Source organism: Vibrio sp. 5S239 (assembly GCF_041439575.1).
Lineage (GTDB): Bacteria > Pseudomonadota > Gammaproteobacteria > Enterobacterales > Vibrionaceae > Vibrio > Vibrio kanaloae.
This window is the reverse complement of the sequence record NZ_JBGOOM010000004.1, coordinates 13,150-30,944: the sequence shown is the minus strand read 5'-3', so window position 1 is coordinate 30,944 and position 17,795 is coordinate 13,150. Positions and strand designations below refer to the sequence as shown.

At 44.6% G+C, this 17,795-nt stretch carries 10 protein-coding genes and 1 other annotated feature; of the genes, 6 read left to right on the top strand and 4 right to left on the bottom strand.

Features of this window, described 5'->3' with window-relative positions; genetic code table 11:
- Positions 1–128: 128 nt before the first annotated feature.
- Positions 129–1,598, bottom strand: coding sequence for a glutamate synthase subunit beta (locus ACED48_RS04775; protein ID WP_017056070.1), 1,470 nt, complete (start codon positions 1,596–1,598; stop codon positions 129–131).
- Positions 1,598–6,145: a glutamate synthase large subunit gene (gltB, locus tag ACED48_RS04770; RefSeq protein ID WP_017056071.1), complete on the bottom strand. Its 4,548-nt coding sequence runs from the start codon at positions 6,143–6,145 to the stop codon at positions 1,598–1,600. Before gltB ends, ACED48_RS04775 begins: the two co-directional genes overlap by 1 nt.
- A gap of 530 nt (positions 6,146–6,675) precedes the next feature.
- Here gltB and ACED48_RS04765 point away from each other — a divergent pair.
- The 4 genes from ACED48_RS04765 to ACED48_RS04750 all read left to right on the top strand — a co-directional run bounded on the left by ACED48_RS04765 (position 6,676) and on the right by ACED48_RS04750 (position 12,432).
- On the top strand, positions 6,676–7,629 hold the full coding sequence (locus ACED48_RS04765) for a TIGR01212 family radical SAM protein (protein WP_017056072.1): 954 nt from the start codon (positions 6,676–6,678) through the stop codon (positions 7,627–7,629).
- 94 nt (positions 7,630–7,723) lie between these two features.
- Complete coding sequence (locus ACED48_RS04760) at positions 7,724–9,475, top strand: diguanylate cyclase (RefSeq protein ID WP_017056073.1); 1,752 nt, start codon at positions 7,724–7,726, stop codon at positions 9,473–9,475.
- A gap of 172 nt (positions 9,476–9,647) precedes the next feature.
- Positions 9,648–11,981, top strand: coding sequence for an aerobic respiration two-component sensor histidine kinase ArcB (gene arcB / locus ACED48_RS04755; RefSeq protein ID WP_017056074.1), 2,334 nt, complete (start codon positions 9,648–9,650; stop codon positions 11,979–11,981).
- A 7-nt stretch (positions 11,982–11,988) separates the two neighbouring features.
- Positions 11,989–12,432 (top strand): hypothetical protein, encoded by a 444-nt coding sequence (locus ACED48_RS04750; protein ID WP_017056075.1) that lies wholly within the window; start codon positions 11,989–11,991, stop codon positions 12,430–12,432.
- Between the two features lie 133 nt (positions 12,433–12,565).
- Here ACED48_RS04750 and arcA read toward each other — a convergent pair whose 3' ends face one another.
- Positions 12,566–13,282 carry a two-component system response regulator ArcA gene (arcA, locus tag ACED48_RS04745; protein WP_017056076.1) on the bottom strand — a complete coding sequence of 239 codons (717 nt, stop codon included), beginning with the start codon at positions 13,280–13,282 and terminating at the stop codon, positions 12,566–12,568.
- Positions 13,283–13,859: 577 nt separating this feature from the next.
- On the opposite strand from arcA, the gene ACED48_RS04740 reads away from it, so the two are divergent.
- The gene (locus tag ACED48_RS04740; protein WP_017056077.1) at positions 13,860–14,345 is read left to right on the top strand and encodes a putative 4-hydroxy-4-methyl-2-oxoglutarate aldolase; all 486 of its coding nucleotides are present in this window, start codon (positions 13,860–13,862) and stop codon (positions 14,343–14,345) included.
- Positions 14,346–14,390: 45 nt separating this feature from the next.
- Here ACED48_RS04740 and ACED48_RS04735 read toward each other — a convergent pair whose 3' ends face one another.
- Positions 14,391–14,867 (bottom strand): ribonuclease activity regulator protein RraA, encoded by a 477-nt coding sequence (locus ACED48_RS04735; protein ID WP_017056078.1) that lies wholly within the window; start codon positions 14,865–14,867, stop codon positions 14,391–14,393.
- Positions 14,868–15,185: 318 nt separating this feature from the next.
- Positions 15,186–15,304, top strand: a sequence feature (Thr leader region).
- Between the two features lie 29 nt (positions 15,305–15,333).
- Here ACED48_RS04735 and thrA point away from each other — a divergent pair.
- On the top strand, positions 15,334–17,793 hold the full coding sequence (gene thrA / locus ACED48_RS04730; RefSeq protein WP_017056079.1) for a bifunctional aspartate kinase/homoserine dehydrogenase I: 2,460 nt from the start codon (positions 15,334–15,336) through the stop codon (positions 17,791–17,793).
- The last annotated feature ends 2 nt before the right edge of the window (positions 17,794–17,795 follow it).

The window sequence follows — 17,795 nt, the reverse complement described above, 5'->3', positions numbered from 1 at the left end:
ACAAGGTGAAATGGAAAGCTACGGGCGGATAGAAAAAAGGCTAGCATCAAGTGCTAGCCAAACATAAAAGTTAGGAAGGGTGTTGCCTTTCCTCTAAGCTAGCGTCATCAACGCTAGCCCGAGAAATATTATGCGGAAAGCATGAGTGAATCCGCTTTCGCTTCTAAGTTTGAGTTACCCATTAAGAAATCATCAATGGCAATGGCACATTCACGACCTTCATTAATACAACGTACAACCAGAGATTGACCAGTACGCATATCACCAGCAGCGAAAACGCCTTTCTGGTTCGTCGCAAAACCTTCAGAAGCGACGTTACCGCGCTCGTCCAGTTTAATGTCTAGTTGAGCAAGTACGCCTGTTGGCTCTGGGTGTAAGAAGCCCATTGCTAGAAATGCCATGTCACAAGGAATAACACGTTCAGAGTTCGCTACTTCGTCAAAACCTGGACGTTCACCTGGTTTTGCATCTTGCCAAACGATGTCAGCAATACGTAGACCCGTCACTTGACCTTGTTCGTTACCGATGAACTCTTTGGTTAAGATGTTCCAGTGACGTTCACAACCTTCTTCGTGAGAAGTGGTGGTTTTCATGATCATTGGGTATTGAGGCCAAGGCATGTTTGCAGGGCGCTTCTCTGGTGGGATCGGCATGATCTCAACCTGAGTAATGCTTGCTGCCTTATGACGGTTTGATGTGCCCACACAGTCAGAACCTGTATCACCACCACCGATAACTACAATGTGCTTATCTTTAGCGTGAATCTCTTCTGTCTTAAGATCTAAGTCGTTAGCACGGCGGTTGTTTTGACCAAGGAATTCCATGGCAAAGTGAACGCCTTCCAGCTCACGACCTGGGATTGGTAAGTCGCGTGGCACCGTAGAACCACCCGTTAGCAATACTACATCAAACTCTTGGCGTAACTGTTGAGCATTAACATCAACACCGATGTGTTGGTTAACTTTAAATTCAACGCCAGCTTCAGCCATTAGGTTGATCTTACGATCAATCACGTCCATACCCAGTTTGAAATCTGGGATACCGAAGCGAAGTAGACCACCGACTTTCTCGTCACGTTCAAATACCGTCACCGAGTGACCAGCACTGTTTAGCTGCTCAGCGGCGGCTAAACCAGCAGGGCCAGAACCGATAACTGCGACAGTTTTACCTGTGCGAGAGCGTGGTGTTTTAGGTTTTGCGTACCCTTCACGGTACGCAGTTTCTACAATCGTTTTCTCGATATTACATATAGTGATTGGGTCTTGGTTGATACCAAGAACACAGGCACTTTCACAAGGAGCAGGGCAAACACGACCTGTAAACTCAGGGAAGTTGTTGGTAGAGCTTAGGATATTCCAAGCCTCTTCCCAGCTGTCACGGTAAACCGCATCATTGAATTCTGGGATGATGTTACCAATCGGACAGCCGTTGTGACAGAAAGGTACGCCACAGTCCATACAGCGAGAGGCTTGAGTATTGATCTTGTTACCAAACTCTTCGTTGAGTACGAACTCTTTGTTGTCTTCAATTCGAACTGACGGGTCGAGCTTCTTTGGAAGCTCACGACCGTGTTCTAAAAATCCAGTAGGCTTACCCATTATACTGCCTCCACTTCTTCCGTTTGTGCTTGTTGTGCTTCAGCTTTACGCTTTTCAAGAACCGCTTTGTAGTCGCGTGGCATTACTTTAACTAGCGATGCAACACTTGCTTCAAAGTTGTCTAGGAAAGATTGAGCAACTTCACTTCCTGTGAATTCAACATGCTTAGTTAGCATATCCAGTAGAAGATCTTTATCTTCTTGTTCAATTGGATCTAGGTCTACCAGTTCAGGGTTAAGCTTGGTTTCGAAGTCACCCGCTTTATCCCAAACATAAGCCACACCGCCACTCATACCAGCAGCAAAGTTACGACCTGTTGAGCCGAGGATAATTGCAACACCGCCAGTCATGTATTCACAACCGTGGTCACCAACGCCTTCAACAACAACCTTCGCACCAGAGTTACGAACACAGAAACGTTCGCCAGCCATACCGCGAATGAAAGATTCACCTGAAGTCGCACCGTAGAAACATACGTTACCTACAACGATGTTGTCTTCAGCAACGATCGTAGATTTCGCATCTGGGTACAGTACCAACGTACCGCCAGATAGACCTTTACCCCAGTAATCGTTCGCGTCGCCTTCTACTTCGAACTTAACGCCTTTCGCCAGGAATGCACCGAAAGATTGGCCCGCGCTACCGTGGAACTTAACGTTCATTGGTTGTGGTAAACCTTGGTCTTTGTAAACCTTCGAGATTTCGTTCGACAGCATGGTACCCGTAGAGCGGTCTGTGTTGATGATAGGGAAGCTCGCATTCACGGCTTCGCCTTTCTCAAGCGCTGGAATCGCAGCTTGAATCAACTTACGGTCTAGAACGTTCTCTAGGTTGTGATTTTGTTGTGTCTGGTTGTAGATACCATCTTCTTCACGAGCATGCTCAATATGCAGAACTGGTGTTAGGTCTAGGTTCTTGTACTTCCAGTGACCGATGTCATCACGAACTTTCAGTTTGTGAGATTGCCCAACCATTTCATCGATAGAACGGAAGCCAAGTTCCGCCATGACTTCACGTAGACCTTCAGCCATGTATTGGAAGAAAGTGACTACGTCTTCTACGCGGCCGTCGAAACGTTCACGTAGAGTCTTGTTCTGTGTTGCGATACCAACAGGACATGTATTCTTGTGACACTTACGCATCATGATACAGCCTTCAACAACAAGTGCTGCTGTTGCTACGCCCCATTCTTCAGCGCCAAGTAACGTTGCTACTGCAAGGTCACGTGGTGTTTTCATCTGACCATCAGACTGAACAACGATACGGTTACGTAGGCCGTTTTTCAGTAGTGTTTGGTGCGTTTCCGCTAGACCCAGCTCCCAAGGCAGACCGGTGTGACGGATAGAAGACATCGGAGATGCACCCGTACCACCATCAAAACCTGCGATAAGTACTACGTCAGCTTTCGCCTTCGCTACACCCGATGCAATCGTACCAACGCCTGCTTCCGATACTAGCTTCACGTTGACACGGCCGTTACGGTTCGCATTTTTCAGATCGTAGATCAGCTGAGCCAAATCTTCGATTGAGTAGATATCGTGGTGTGGCGGTGGAGAAATAAGACCTACGCCCGGAGTCGAGTGACGCGTTGCGCCGATCCAGTCATCAACCTTATCACCAGGTAGTTGACCACCCTCACCAGGTTTCGCACCTTGAGCCATCTTGATTTGTAGCTCATCAGCGTTAGATAGGTAGTAAGACGTTACACCAAAGCGACCAGAAGCCACCTGTTTGATTGCTGAACGTTCCCAGTCACCGTTTTCTTTGCGTTCGAAACGTACGGGATCTTCACCACCTTCACCTGAATTTGATTTAGCGCCAATGCGGTTCATTGCCACTGCCAGTGTTGAGTGAGCCTCATGCGAGATTGAACCAAAGCTCATTGCGCCTGTTGCGAAGCGCTTAAGGATGTTCTCGATGGGTTCTACTTCTGCAAGAGGAATAGAGCCAGCAGGGTTCTTGATGAAGTCCAGTTGGCTACGTAGCGTGGCTGCGTTGTCGCCTTGGTCATCAACGGCTTTTGCGTACTTCTTGAACTGACCGTAATCTTTATTACGCGTTGATTCTTGAAGTAGAGAAATCGTTTCTGGGTTGAATAAGTGTTTCTCACCACGCTGCTTCCACTGGTAAACACCGCCAACATCAAGAATTTGAGCTGGGATTTCACGAGCTGGGTAACCAACACGGTGGCGAACCAGAACTTCACGTGCGATATCGTCGATCGTTAGACCTTGGATACGAGACACAGTACCGGTGAAGTACTTTTCAACGACTGATTTACTAACACCAAGTGCTTCAAATATTTGTGCACCGTGGTAAGACTGCAGCGTAGAGATCCCCATCTTAGAGAAGATCTTCAGTAGACCGCCGTTAACGCCTTTACGGTAGTTCGCGAATAACTCACGTGGGTGTACGTTTGGATCGAGCTTCTTAGTACGTTGCAGATCAATAATCGTTTCGATAACTAGGTATGGGTTTACGGCGTTTGCACCGTACCCGATAAGCGTTGCAAAGTGGTGTGTCTCACGAGCATCGCCCGTTTCAACCACGATGTCACACTTAGCACGTAAACCTTTGCGGATTAGGTGGTGGTGAACCGCGCCAACTGCCAGCATCGCTGGGATAGCGGCGTGGTTTGAGTTAACCGCACGGTCTGTCAGTAGGATGATAGAGTAACCATCAATCACGGCATCTTCAGCATATTGGCAGATGCGTTTTAACGCACGTTCCAATTTCCCTTCACCACCGTTTGCCTGGAATACGATATCAAGTGTCTTTGATTGCAGGTGATCGTTATCGATTGCACGCAGTTTTTCTAACTCAGAGTTAGATAAAACTGGCGATTCAAGTTCTACTTTTTGACAGTGTTCTGGTGTTTCAGCAAGTAGGTTCTGATCTTTACCTAGGTAGGTGTTCAGAGACATAACCATACGCTCACGAATCGGGTCGATTGGCGGGTTAGTTACTTGAGCAAACAATTGTTTGAAGTAGTTTGAAAGGTGCTGCGATTGGTGAGAAAGAATCGCTAGCGGCCAGTCGGCACCCATTGCAGAAAGTGGCTCGTAGCCCGTTTTCGCAAGCGGTAGAATGATTTCGTTTACTTCTTCAGAGCTCACGCCAAACGATTGTTGTTTGTGCAGAAGTTTCTCTGGAGAAGGTTGGTTAGATTCGTTACTCGCATCTGGCAGCTTTTTCAAGCTCAGAAGGTTCTCTTCAACCCATTTCTCGTAAGGTTGCGCTTTCGCGATACCATCTTTTACTTCTTCATCAGAAATAATGCGGCCTTGCTCAAGGTCAGCAACAAAAATACGACCTGGTTGTAGACGACCGCGGTATTCAACGTTTTCTGGTGCGATTTCAACGACGCCAGACTCAGACGCCATGACTAGGAAGTCGTCTTTTGTCACTGTGTAACGAGAAGGGCGCAGACCGTTACGGTCAAGCGTTGCACCTACTTGAACACCATCGGTGAAACATACTGATGCAGGGCCATCCCATGGTTCCATTACGTTCGCATGGTATTGGTAGAACGCACGACGAGTTGAATCCATGTTTTTGTTTTCTTGCCATGCTTCCGGGATCATCATCATCAATGCGTGTGGCAGAGTACGACCTGAAAGAACAAGTAGCTCAAGTGCCATATCGAAGTTTGACGAATCCGAGCTACCTTCCTGACAGATAGGCAGTAGCATGTCGATTTCAGCTTGTGTAAACAGATCCGATTCGAGGATTGCTTCACGTGCTTTCATCCAGTTTAGGTTGCCGCGTACCGTATTGATTTCGCCATTATGCGCGATATAACGGAAAGGTTGAGCCAGACGCCAACGTGGGAATGTATTGGTAGAGAAGCGAGAGTGTACTAGTGCTAGAGCTGTCACCATGGTTGGGTTTTGCAGATCTAGGAAGTACTGAGGAACTTGTTCTGTTGTTAGCTGACCTTTGTACACCAATGTTTTGTAAGACATTGAGTTGATGTAGAAGTCATCACCAATGTTTGACACGCTTTCTAGGCATACACGAACCGTGTAGTTACGTAGAACATACAGTTTGCGTTCAAGCTCTTCTGGTGTAGTACCAGGGCCGCCAGAGATAAATACGTGTTCAAATTGAGGTTCAGTGCTTAATGGGTCAGCACCAATCATTGAATTGTCCGTTGGAAGTTCACGGTAACCGATAACTTCTAACTCTAGGCGCTGTGCATTGCGTTCTAGAATGTCACGACACTGTGCACGTTTGTGTTCATCTTTCGGGAAAAGTACAACACCAACGCCATATTTTTCAAAAGATGGCAGTTTAATTCCAAGTTTTACGGCTTCTTCTAGTAAGAATTCGTGTGGCTTCTGTAGCAGGATACCTGCACCATCACCAGAACACGGATCACAGCCTTGGCCGCCACGGTGTTCCATACGTGCAAGCATATCGAGTGCTTGAGTTACTACATCATGAGATTTGCGATTCTTTAGATGCGCAACAAAACCGATACCACAAGCGTCATGCTCCAGTTCAGGAGTATACAGACCCTGTGAGTTCTGCTCTTGATCTACCATAGATACATCCTTCCAGTTAAATCTAGGCGCAACTTATTTGTATAAAGTCAGCCTTGTCCTTTTATATTTATGGGTCTAAACCTGCCTATGCTGGCGGTTTGAATCCTTTCCGTATCTCGCAGGAAAAGTATTGCGAGAAAAACAATCCTTAGTGATATCCGTTTATTTTTAGCCACAAACTAGTGGTTTATATAGGTGGGATATGGATATCACCGACTTATTAACAAGTTTTCGTTGTAAGTAAATACACAAAAATAGCCAATATGTGTAAGTATCCTACAATTTTGTCTAGGCGAATTGCAATGAAAGTTGACCCATGTAGACCATTTTTTTCGTTTTATTTTGAATTTAATGTCTAACAAATGTGCAACATTAGGCAAATAGAGCCGAATTTTTGCATGTTTATTGATATTTGATAGGTTGCTCGCAAAAGTCCTTGAGTAAACTAATTGGTTTAATTTTGCAGGGATGTAATTTTTTTTCAGAAATAGACTGATATTCATTCTTATTTACTTGAGCACTTTCAAAATATGCAATTACACGAGTTGGTTAACACTATCGGCCAAGACCTTCAGCGCCGTTATGGCGAAAAGGTTCACAAACTGACACTGCACGGTGGCTTTAGCTGCCCAAACCGCGACGGAACAATCGGCCGTGGTGGGTGTACTTTCTGTAATGTCGCTTCATTTGCCGACGAACAAACTCAAATTCAAAGTATTGCTGATCAGCTAAAAGATCGTGCGGGTGAAATTGCCCGAGCTAAGAAGTACCTTGCCTATTTTCAGGCTTACACCAGTACTTATGCTGAGGTGCAAGTACTCAAGAATATGTACGAAGAAGCGCTTAGGACGCCAGGTGCTGATATTGTTGGTTTGTGTGTAGGAACAAGACCTGATTGTGTTCCCGATTCGGTGTTGGAACTGCTGGCGGGTTATGTGGAGCAAGGCTATGAAATATGGCTTGAGCTAGGCTTACAAACCGCAAACGATAAAACACTGAAGCGTATTAACCGTGGGCATGATTTTGCGGCGTATGAAACGATCACCCAACGTGCGCGTGTTTTAGGGATTAAAGTGTGTACCCACCTCATTGTTGGCCTACCGAAGGAAGCTAAAGCTGATAACCTTGAAACTTTAAACAAGGTACTCGCTGTTGGCACTGATGGTATCAAATTGCATGGCCTGCATATTGTCGAGGGCAGTACCATGGCTAAGGCGTGGAAAGCTGGCAAGATCGAGGCGCCAACCTTGGAGGAGTACATTGATATTGCCTGCACAATTATCCAACGCACACCTGCTCATGTGGTCTATCATCGAGTTTCTTCTGCCGCACGACGTCCAACTTTGCTTTCTCCTTTATGGTGTGAAAACCGATGGCTAGCGATGACTGAAATTGGCCGCTCGTTAGACAAGACGGGTGCCCAAGGCATTGAGACGGGCGCTGCATTTGAATACAGATTACCGGTATTAAACAGCGGGAATTGATAGATTTGAACAGAAAGTAGGTAACAGCAGATAATCCCTATAATTAGTGGTAACATTTCCCCCTTACAGAATTGATGGTATAGATTGAGAGTAAATGGAACTGGTTATGACTTGGTTGTGGGATAGAGCATATGGCTACGGCATCTATATCGTTATCGTATTGCTGACTATCCTCATCTGCTGGCACCTTTATTCACGTTATCAGTTACATATAGAAAAACTTCTAGTTGCTACTCCATCACCCCTCTATTTTGTTGATGTTCGAAGTGGTGAGATTTTATATGCCAATCGCCAAGCCATGCAGTTGCTTGGCATCCGCCAGCTTGGCGTTAACTTTCGTTTCCCTACCGTAGAAAGTGAAAACAGCTTCCGTCATCACCTAGCCAATCACATAAACTCTCAATCATTTGAACAACTCTCAATTTGGACACTTTCTGAATTTGAGCATTTTAAGATCAACTTGGTTGGTCGCAGGATCCTTTTTAGAGGCAAAAGGGCTTGGATGATTCATGCCTCGCCTTATAACAATACCAATGAAGAACTATCCCAAGAGGTTCGTGAGCTTAATGTCGCACGCACTGCTTTGGACTCTTTATCTGAGTTGATCTATGTGAAAAATCAGAAGGGTGAGTTGGTCGCTAGTAATCGTTCGTTTAAAAAATTTTGGTATGGTCGCCCTGAAGAGGGCACTTTGAGTGTTTCCAATGATGCACTAAAAGGCCGAGTGAGTGAGCGATCATGGACCACAGACCAAGATGGAAAGGGCTGTTTGCTGGAAACCTATCAAAGCGTTTTACTTTCTCAAGATGGGGAAGCGATTGGTACGCTTTCTATCAGTCATGATGTGACCGATTGGCATGATATGCAGCAAAAACTGCGTGGCGAAATGGAAAAGCGAAAAGACACTGAGGTTGCGCTTGCTCAACGTGACACCATTTTACAAAATATCTTAGAAGCAAGCCCTGACTCTATCGGTATCTTTAACGAAAATATGGTTTACCAAGCGTGTAACAAGCCGTTTGTTACAGCTCTTGGTATCTCTGAAGTGAGTGACTTAGTTGGTAAGCGCTTGCAAGATGTAGTGCCAAACAATATTTATATGCGCCTTTCTAATACTGATCACCAAGTGCTTCATCAAGGCAAATCATTACGCTATATCGATAAGGTTGTTTCTAGTGATGGTGAGTGCACTTGGTATGATGTGGTGAAATCACCGTTTAAGGATCCGGCATCGAGTACAAATGGTGTGTTGATTATGGCGCGTGATATTACCGAGCGCTATCTAGCAGAGCAAAAACTTGAAGAAGCCAACCTTGAGCTAGAACGTCTCAGTTTCATGGATAGCTTAACTTCGGTTTCGAACCGACGCCGTTTTGATGAGCAGCTGTCGGCATTGTGGTATTACCATGCTCGAGAAAAGTTGCCATTGACCATTATGCTGTGTGATATCGACTTTTTTAAGGGGTATAACGATTTTTACGGACATCAACAAGGTGATAATGCGTTGATTAAAGTTTCTCAGGCATTTAAGCAGGTACTCAATCGCTCTTCTGATTGCGTGGCTCGTTATGGTGGTGAAGAGTTCGGCTTTATTCTGCCAAACACGACAACCGAAGGTGCTCAGCTGGTGGCACAGCGTATCCATGATGAAGTCCTTAAATTGGAATTGGATCATGAGAAGTCGACAGTCTCTGAATTCATCACTGTCAGCATCGGTATCATCTCTTATATACCGATGCCCGGTGACGAAATGGAGTCGGCGGTTGCCTTAGCAGATAGTGCGCTTTACCAAGCTAAGTCTGAGGGTCGAAATCGTTCGATTGTGCACCCTTCTTCAACTCATTAACCTTATAAACTCTGTGATTTTGTTAACAGGTGCATTTTGGCTTCGTTAATATTTATATTGATTCATTAACCATGATATTGCGTTGGATCTCTTGCTGCATGTGATGTAGCTAGCTTACCTCCTACCTTCAAACAAGGTAGAATACTGCTAGTCTTATCGCATGGAGCGCTAAATGAAACCCATGAAAAATCTTGCTCAATATTACGTGGATCTACTCGTAAAATTGGGAATTGTCCGCTTTTCTATCTTGCTTGCCTTAGCGCTTGTTGCCCTCGCCGTAGTTGTGCAGGTCGGCATAACCCTCGCACTCAAAGGTAATGTTGATGATATCGACATTATTCGTTCTGCTTTCTTCGGTTTAGTCATTACACCATGGGCGGTTTATTTTCTTTCAGTGGTTGTTGATCAACTGGAAGAGTCTCGTCAAAGATTGGCGAAGCTGGTTTCTAAGCTTGGCGATATGCGTGAGCGAGACCAAGAGCTAAATAGCCAGTTACAACTTAATATCGAGAAGCTTAATCAAGAAATTGAAGAGCGAGAAAAAGCGGAAGAAGCACGTGCTGAAGCGATGCAGGATTTAGAAAATGAGGTGTTTCAGCGTGAACGAACTCAGCTTGAATTAGCAGAACGTACCGCACTCCTGCGCTCGTTTATCGACGCTTCACCCGACCTTATCTACTATCGTAATGAAGATGGTGTGTTTTCAGGTTGTAACCGCGCGGTTGAAGAACTCACTGGAAAAACAGAAAAAGATCTGGTTGGTTTGACACCTTGGGATGTATACAGCAAAGAGATCGCTCAACAAGTTGTTGAAACTGATAAAAAAGTGTTTGCTGATAATCAGGCCCTGACCTATGACCAATGGCTAGAATACCCTGATGGGCGAAAAAGCTATTTCGAGCTGCGTAAGGTGCCTTTTTACAGCAAAGATGGGCGTCACTTGGGCTTAGTGGGCTATGGACGTGATATTACTGAACGTAGAGAGCATCAAAAGTCGCTAGAGAAAGCCAGTCGGGACAAGACCACGTTCATTTCAACCATTAGTCACGAGTTAAGAACGCCGCTCAACGGTATTATTGGCTTGAGCCGCATGCTATTAGATAGCCAGCTGACTACCGAGCAGCGCAAGCACATGCAAACCATCAAGGTGAGTGCGGTGACTCTGGGTAATATTTTTAACGACATTATTGATATGGACAAATTCGATCGTCGTAAGCTTGAGTTATTCCCAACGCCGATCAACTTTGAAGACTTTGTTGTCGAGATCGAAAGTATTTCTGCATTGATGGCGGAGCAAAAAGGGTTGAGGTTTGATTTAGAAAGATTATCCGACCTTCCTGCTGCGGTTGAAGTGGATGGTACTCGCCTGAGACAAGTGCTGTGGAATCTCGTCAGCAACGCGATGAAATTCACCAAAGATGGTGGTGTGGTAATGACAGTTAGCGCCGATATTGATGGCGACTTTGCTAACATTACTATGGAAGTGGAAGACACCGGCATTGGTATACCTGAAAGTGAAATCGAGAAGATCTTCGCGATGTATTATCAGGTGAAATCTGGAACGGATAATCTGCATGCGGTGGGTACAGGTATTGGCCTCGCGGTATCTCAGCAGCTGATCAACATGATGGATGGTCACATCGAAGTAACCAGTGAAGAAGGCTTTGGCAGTACCTTTACCGTTTCGATTCGAGTTCCTGTTAATCACGACACTCAAGCACTCATTAAAGCACCACGAAAGCAATCGCATCTTAAGATCTTCATGGTCGAAGATATTGAACTTAATATCACGGTGGCTCGCTCTCTACTTGAAAGCCTAGGTCACGAAGTGACAGTGGTGATGACAGGTAAAGAGGCTCAAATCGTATTCAACCCACAAGACTACGATCTGGTGTTGTTAGATATTCAATTACCTGACATGACAGGCTTTGATATCGCCCAGTATTACCGAGAGAAATACAGTCAGTTACCTCCTTTGGTCGCATTAACCGCGAATGTTTTAAATAACAAGCAAGAATACCTACAAAAAGGCATGGATGAAGCGATCAGTAAACCACTATCTGTTCGTGCTATTCAAGATGTGATCAGCAAATTGATCGAAGGTGTTCCCGAGGTTATCGAGAAAGTAGCAGAGGATACGCCTACTATTTCATTGGTTGACACCGCTTTGCTTGATATTGATATGCTAGAGTCTTACGTTGATATTGTTGGGCCGAAACCGGTTTTAGATAGCATAGCGATGTTTGAAGATATGATGCCGGAGTATATGGAAATATTGAACTCCAATATGGTCGCGAAAGATCAAGCCAGCATCGTTTCTGAAGCGCATAAGATTAAAGGTGCGGCAGGTTCAATTGGCCTTAAACGCATACAGCAAGTCGCTCAGAAAGCGCAATCTCCCGATCTGCCTGCGTGGTGGGAGAATATTTCAGATTGGGTGGATGAAATTAATAATGAATATCAGAATGACATTGAAGTCCTAAAAAGTTGGTTAAACCAAAGGTAGAAGAATAATGAAAAAATTAGCATTTTCCGCATGTGTGTTGGCATTAGCGGGTTGTTCTACGCCACAAGTAGAATGGCAAAAAGGTACTCAGGTTGAAGTCTCAACCGCGATAGTCACAATGAAAAGCAACCTTTGGCTAAATAAAATGCCGATGATTGGAGAGGATCAAGATGAGACTTTGCATGGTGTTATTTATCTAGAGTCAACCTCTCAATTACCAGCAACGCTTGCTGTCGAGAGTGTTACAGTTAAGCAGGGGGCGGATACCTTACTGGTAACGGCTGACGATCTTGATTTGAGAATTCAAAGTGAAACTCAGTGGGAAGTCGCTTTTGTATGGCAGCTAGATATCGAAAGTGAGAAAGCTGTTGATGTTGCAGTACAACTTAGAGATGGCGAAATCGTAAAGTGGTTAGTGGAGAAAGATGTGAAGGTTGATACTGTCTACTAGACCTTTCGGATTCATGATCAATAAAAAAGGGAGAATGCGTTGGCATCTCCCTTTTTAATAACGATTGATTGTGCTTCTGATGTTAGAAGTGCTAACCGGTTAGAAGGACTAAACGGGCAGAAGCGTAATCAAATTAGTCTTCTAGGTCACCACAAAAGCGGTAGCCTTCACCGTGAATCGTTGCGATGATTTCTGGCGTACCAGAAATGGATTCAAAGTGCTTACGAATACGACGAATTGTCACGTCTACAGTACGATCGTGTGGCTTAAGCTCACGGCCAGTCATCTTCTTAAGAAGGTCTGCTCGTGTTTGGATCTTACCTGGGTTCTCACAGAAGTGAAGTAGAGCACGGAACTCTGAACGAGGTAGCTTGTAGCCTTCGCCATCTGGACTAACTAGAGAACGGCTATTGATATCTAGTACCCAACCGTTGAACTCGTACTTTTCAACGCTACGCTTTTCTTCTTGAATAGAGCTAGTGCTCATTGAACGGTTAAGAAGATTACGTGCACGAATAGTCAGTTCACGAGGGTTGAAAGGCTTAGTGATGTAATCATCTGCCCCTATCTCTAGGCCAAGAATTTTATCAACTTCGTTATCACGACCCGTTAAGAACATAAGTGCTACATTTGCTTGCTCACGTAGTTCACGCGCAAGTAGTAAGCCATTCTTACCTGGAAGGTTGATGTCCATAATTACAAGGTTAACTTGGTTGTCAGATAGCACTTGGTGCATCTCTTCACCGTCGCTAGCCTCAAAAACAGCATATCCCTCTGCTTCAAAAATACTCTTTAGAGTGTTACGAGTTACTTGCTCATCTTCAACGATCAGAATCTGCGGGGTTTGCATTTGGCGGTACCTAAATTTGTGACGAAACTGTGCTAATAGAATAAATTCTAGGCAAAAACATAACATACAGGTAATGTAATTTTGATGATAACTTAAAGTTTTCAAAAAAACACTTACTTCCAGTTATCTGCCTTCCTTGAAGTATTGCCCAATAACGTAGATCCAGTACGCCTTTTAATCATTCTCTTAGTGATTGTAGAGGATTCTATAATGTTAACAGCATGCTAACAACGTGAGAATGTTAATTCCATTCACTTTGTTGATTTACATCAATTGCCGAATCGCAACAAACTTTAATAGTATGGCTACAACTTAACCGATATTATGGTTGATTATTTAATAGCAAACCAGAATGGTTATTCGTGATTGTTCTCATATCTGACTTGTTTAAGACATGATAATGAACCAAGGAAGCCAAGCTGTTCCGATAGTCTAGTAGATAAATATGCTTAATCAAATTTTTATTCATTATTGAATTGAGCATAATATGATGAAAACAAAGGATTAAGTTCAATTACATATAAAAGCATAGAGGTTTACCTTGTTTTATAGGTAGTGCCTTACTCACGGAGGATATATGCACGATATAACACCAGACTTATGTGATGAGTTTGAAAGCAAAGTTACCCAACTGAACCTGCCGCTACAGAACTTTGGTCAACGTGGTGCGTTCTGGGGAAAAATTGTAACAGTTCGTTGTTATCACGATAATTCTAAGGTTCGCGAGGTTTTAGAAACCGACGGCAGCGGTAAAGTGCTGGTTGTTGACGGAAATGGCTCGTGCCAGAAAGCGCTGCTTGGTGACCAACTTGCTATTCTCGCGATAGAAAATGGCTGGGAAGGCGTGATTGTTAATGGTGCTGTGCGTGATGTTGGTATGATGTCGCAAATGGATTTGGGCGTTCAAGCTCTAGGTGCATCACCATTCAAAACTGAGAAGCGTGGTGTTGGCCAAGTGAACGTGACGCTGACAGTACATAACCAGTTGGTGCAGCCTGGTGATTACATTTATGCAGATTGGAATGGCGTGTTAATTTCGTCGGAGCTGTTGCTTGAATCATAACGGCGATTTGATTCGCAATTGTTAATGGGTAACAAGCTTATTGAATTAGAAGCGAAACCCTAATCCGACTTCAACACCTTGCTGCCACTCTTCATAATCAAGGGTGGCATGCAGATCTAAATTATCAGTCAGTTGTACTCGGCTTGAAATTTCTGCTGCTACCGAATTTTCGCTGTCCTCTTCTTCATCTTTATAGGTATGCAACGAACTGTTGAAAGAGACCTTTTCTGAGAATTGATAACTGACACCACTCAAGAATCCGCTTTCATATTTCAGTGAAGCACTGTTAATACGTGTACCGACATAAAGATCGACATCAGCAAACAAGCTATAAGAGTAGCCACTGTCGATCTTCCAAGTGTCAAAGCTTTCACTCGAGGCATTTTGAGTTGAAATAAAGAATTTATGAGAAGAGCGATCAACTTGAGCGGGTAGTAGAGGCAGATTGCTCAACAGAGGCAAGCTATTTGCTGAACAAACAACAGGCGCAGCAAAGATTAAAAGAATAAGCAATCTCTTCACTTCCCCACTCCTGATATCATTATTGTTGTTTTAAAAACGCTATCGGTTAATTAAAGCACAAAACCTGTATGTTCGCCGCCCAAGTGATATGTAAATTTGTCATGACTTTATATGATCCTAGTTACCTTTCTTGTTCTGAAGGGGAAACCCAGTATCTGAATTGAAGGTGTAAACGGGATGTTTTATCCCTTAAATGGCGGTTTGCTCTGAAAAGCGGTGTGAATGTAAAAAAAACGCAACTTTTCATTGACGTCTAGTGGTAAAAATTGATACACGTAGAGTAAAGCACAAGCAGAGAATTTGATATGCAGCACGTACGCCACCTAGTAATGACCACAACCATTATTATTACCGACATTAACATTGTTGGGGCAGGCTGCTAAGTAACGGATTTTAAAAAAAAGGCCTGTATCCAACAAGATACAGGCCTTTTTTTGTACCATTTTTATGACTTATGGAGAAAGGGATGCGCGTTTTAAAGTTTGGAGGTTCATCATTAGCTGATGCCGATCGTTTTTTACGAGCGGCTGATATCATCGCTAATAATGCCCAGCAAGAAGAGCTAGCTGTTGTACTGTCGGCTCCAGGAAAAACAACCAATAAGTTGGTCGCTGTTATTGAAGCTGCACTGAAACATGGTGAAGCCGATACGCAAATTGCAGAGATCGAATCATCATTTGTTTCACTGTTTACAGAGATCAAAGCCGTCGTTCCTTCTATCGATGGTTCGGCATTCCAAGAGCAGGTCGATACCTCTCTTGCTCAGTTGAAGCAGTTCGTGAACGGCATCAACTTACTTGGTATGTGCCCGAACCACGTCAATGCTCGCATCATCAGTAAAGGTGAGCGAATCTCTATCCAGTTGATGAAAGCGGTACTTGAAGCGAAAGGCCAACCAGCAAGCCTGATTGACCCAGTTCAATACCTATACGCTAAAGGTGATCACCTTGAAGCTATGGTGGATGTGGATGTGTCAACTCAGAACTTCCGTCAATCGCCACTTCCACAAGGTCACGTTAACATCATGCCGGGCTTCACTGCTGGTAATGATAAAGGCGAGTTAGTCACGCTTGGCCGTAATGGCTCTGACTATTCTGCAGCGGTATTGGCGGCGTGTCTTCGTGCCGATTACTGTGAGATTTGGACAGACGTAGATGGTGTTTACAATTGCGACCCGCGTTTAGTACACGATGCTCGTCTTCTTAAGTCATTAAGCTACCAAGAAGCGATGGAGCTTTCTTACTTTGGCGCTTCGGTTCTTCACCCGAAGACTATCGCGCCTATCGCACAATTCCACATTCCTTGTCTGATCAAAAACAGCTTTAACCCTCAGGGTGCAGGTACTTTGATTGGCCAAGACACTGGCGAAGATAACTTAGCAATCAAAGGTATTACTACGCTAAGTGACCTAACGATGGTTAACGTATCAGGCCCTGGCATGAAGGGCATGGTAGGCATGGCGAGCCGTGTATTCGGCGCGATGTCTTCTGCTGGCGTTTCTATTATCCTTATTACTCAATCTTCTTCTGAATACAGCATCAGCTTCTGTATTGAGTCAGCAGACAAAGTAAAAGCGAAGCAAGTACTGTCTGACGCATTTGAACTTGAACTCAAAGATGGCTTGTTAGAGCCGGTTGAATTCATGGACGACGTAGCGATAGTGACACTGGTGGGTGACGGTATGCGCACTTCACGCGGTGTTGCTTCTCAGTTTTTCTCTTCTTTAGCCGAAGTGAACGTTAACATTGTTGCTATTGCTCAAGGCTCTTCAGAGCGCGCTATCTCTGCGGTTATCCCTGAAGATAAAATCTCAGAAGCGATCAAAGCGTGTCACGAAAACCTATTTAACTCTAAGCACTTCCTTGACGTATTCGTTGTGGGTGTTGGTGGCGTTGGTGGTGAGCTTGTTGACCAGATTCAACGTCAGCAAGGCAAACTGGCTGAAAAAGGTATAGTTATTCGCGTATGTGGCTTGGCAAACAGCAAAGGTTTGTTGTTAGACAGCGATGGCCTACCGCTAGAGCAGTGGCGTGACCGCATGTCGAGCGCGACAGAAGAGTTCAGCCTAGCTCGCTTAGCGGCTCTGGTTCAACGTAACCACATCATCAACCCTGTATTGGTTGACTGTACGTCTAGCGAAGGTATTGCTGCGCAATATGCAGACTTCCTAGCGGCTGGTTTCCACGTGGTAACACCAAATAAGAAAGCGAACACTGCAAGCATGGCTTACTACCATCAGCTTCGTGAAGTGGCACGTAACTCACGTCGTAAGCTAATGTACGAGACAACGGTAGGCGCAGGTCTGCCGGTAATCGAAAACCTACAGAACTTAATCTCTGCAGGTGATGAACTTGAGAAGTTCAACGGTATCCTTTCTGGTTCACTGTCTTACATCTTCGGTAAACTTGATGAAGGCATGACGTTAAGCCAAGCGACAAACATTGCTAAAGACAACGGCTTTACTGAACCAGATCCTCGTGACGATTTATCAGGCATGGATGTCGCGCGTAAGCTACTTATCCTTGCTCGTGAAGCTGGCATGGCACTTGAACTTGAAGACGTTGAAGTTGACCAAGCATTGCCACCAGGTTTCGATGATTCGGGTACGGTTGACGAGTTTATGGCTCGCTTGCCAGAAGCGGATGCTTATTTCAAAGAGCAGTCAGCTATCGCAGCAGAAGAAGGCAAAGTACTTCGTTATGTGGGTGAGATCACCGATGGTAAATGTAAGGTTCGTATCGCTGCTGTTGATGGCGACGACCCGATGTTCAAGATTAAAGATGGCGAGAACGCTCTGGCATTCTACAGCCGTTACTACCAGCCAATCCCACTCGTTCTACGTGGCTACGGTGCAGGTACTGAAGTTACAGCAGCAGGCGTATTCTCTGATGTGATGCGTACTCTTGGTTGGAAATTAGGAGTTTAGGA

What these genes read in the sequence shown, in the direction of transcription:
- ACED48_RS04775 (WP_017056070.1), bottom strand. Translation starts at nt 1,598, where the DNA reads ATGGGTAAGCCTACTGGATTTTTAGAACACGGTCGTGAGCTTCCAAAG.
- gltB (WP_017056071.1), bottom strand. Translation starts at nt 6,145, where the DNA reads ATGGTAGATCAAGAGCAGAACTCACAGGGTCTGTATACTCCTGAACTG.
- ACED48_RS04765 (WP_017056072.1), top strand. Translation starts at nt 6,676, where the DNA reads ATGCAATTACACGAGTTGGTTAACACTATCGGCCAAGACCTTCAGCGC.
- ACED48_RS04760 (WP_017056073.1), top strand. Translation starts at nt 7,724, where the DNA reads ATGGAACTGGTTATGACTTGGTTGTGGGATAGAGCATATGGCTACGGC.
- arcB (WP_017056074.1), top strand. Translation starts at nt 9,648, where the DNA reads ATGAAACCCATGAAAAATCTTGCTCAATATTACGTGGATCTACTCGTA.
- ACED48_RS04750 (WP_017056075.1), top strand. Translation starts at nt 11,989, where the DNA reads ATGAAAAAATTAGCATTTTCCGCATGTGTGTTGGCATTAGCGGGTTGT.
- arcA (WP_017056076.1), bottom strand. Translation starts at nt 13,282, where the DNA reads ATGCAAACCCCGCAGATTCTGATCGTTGAAGATGAGCAAGTAACTCGT.
- ACED48_RS04740 (WP_017056077.1), top strand. Translation starts at nt 13,860, where the DNA reads ATGCACGATATAACACCAGACTTATGTGATGAGTTTGAAAGCAAAGTT.
- thrA (WP_017056079.1), top strand. Translation starts at nt 15,334, where the DNA reads ATGCGCGTTTTAAAGTTTGGAGGTTCATCATTAGCTGATGCCGATCGT.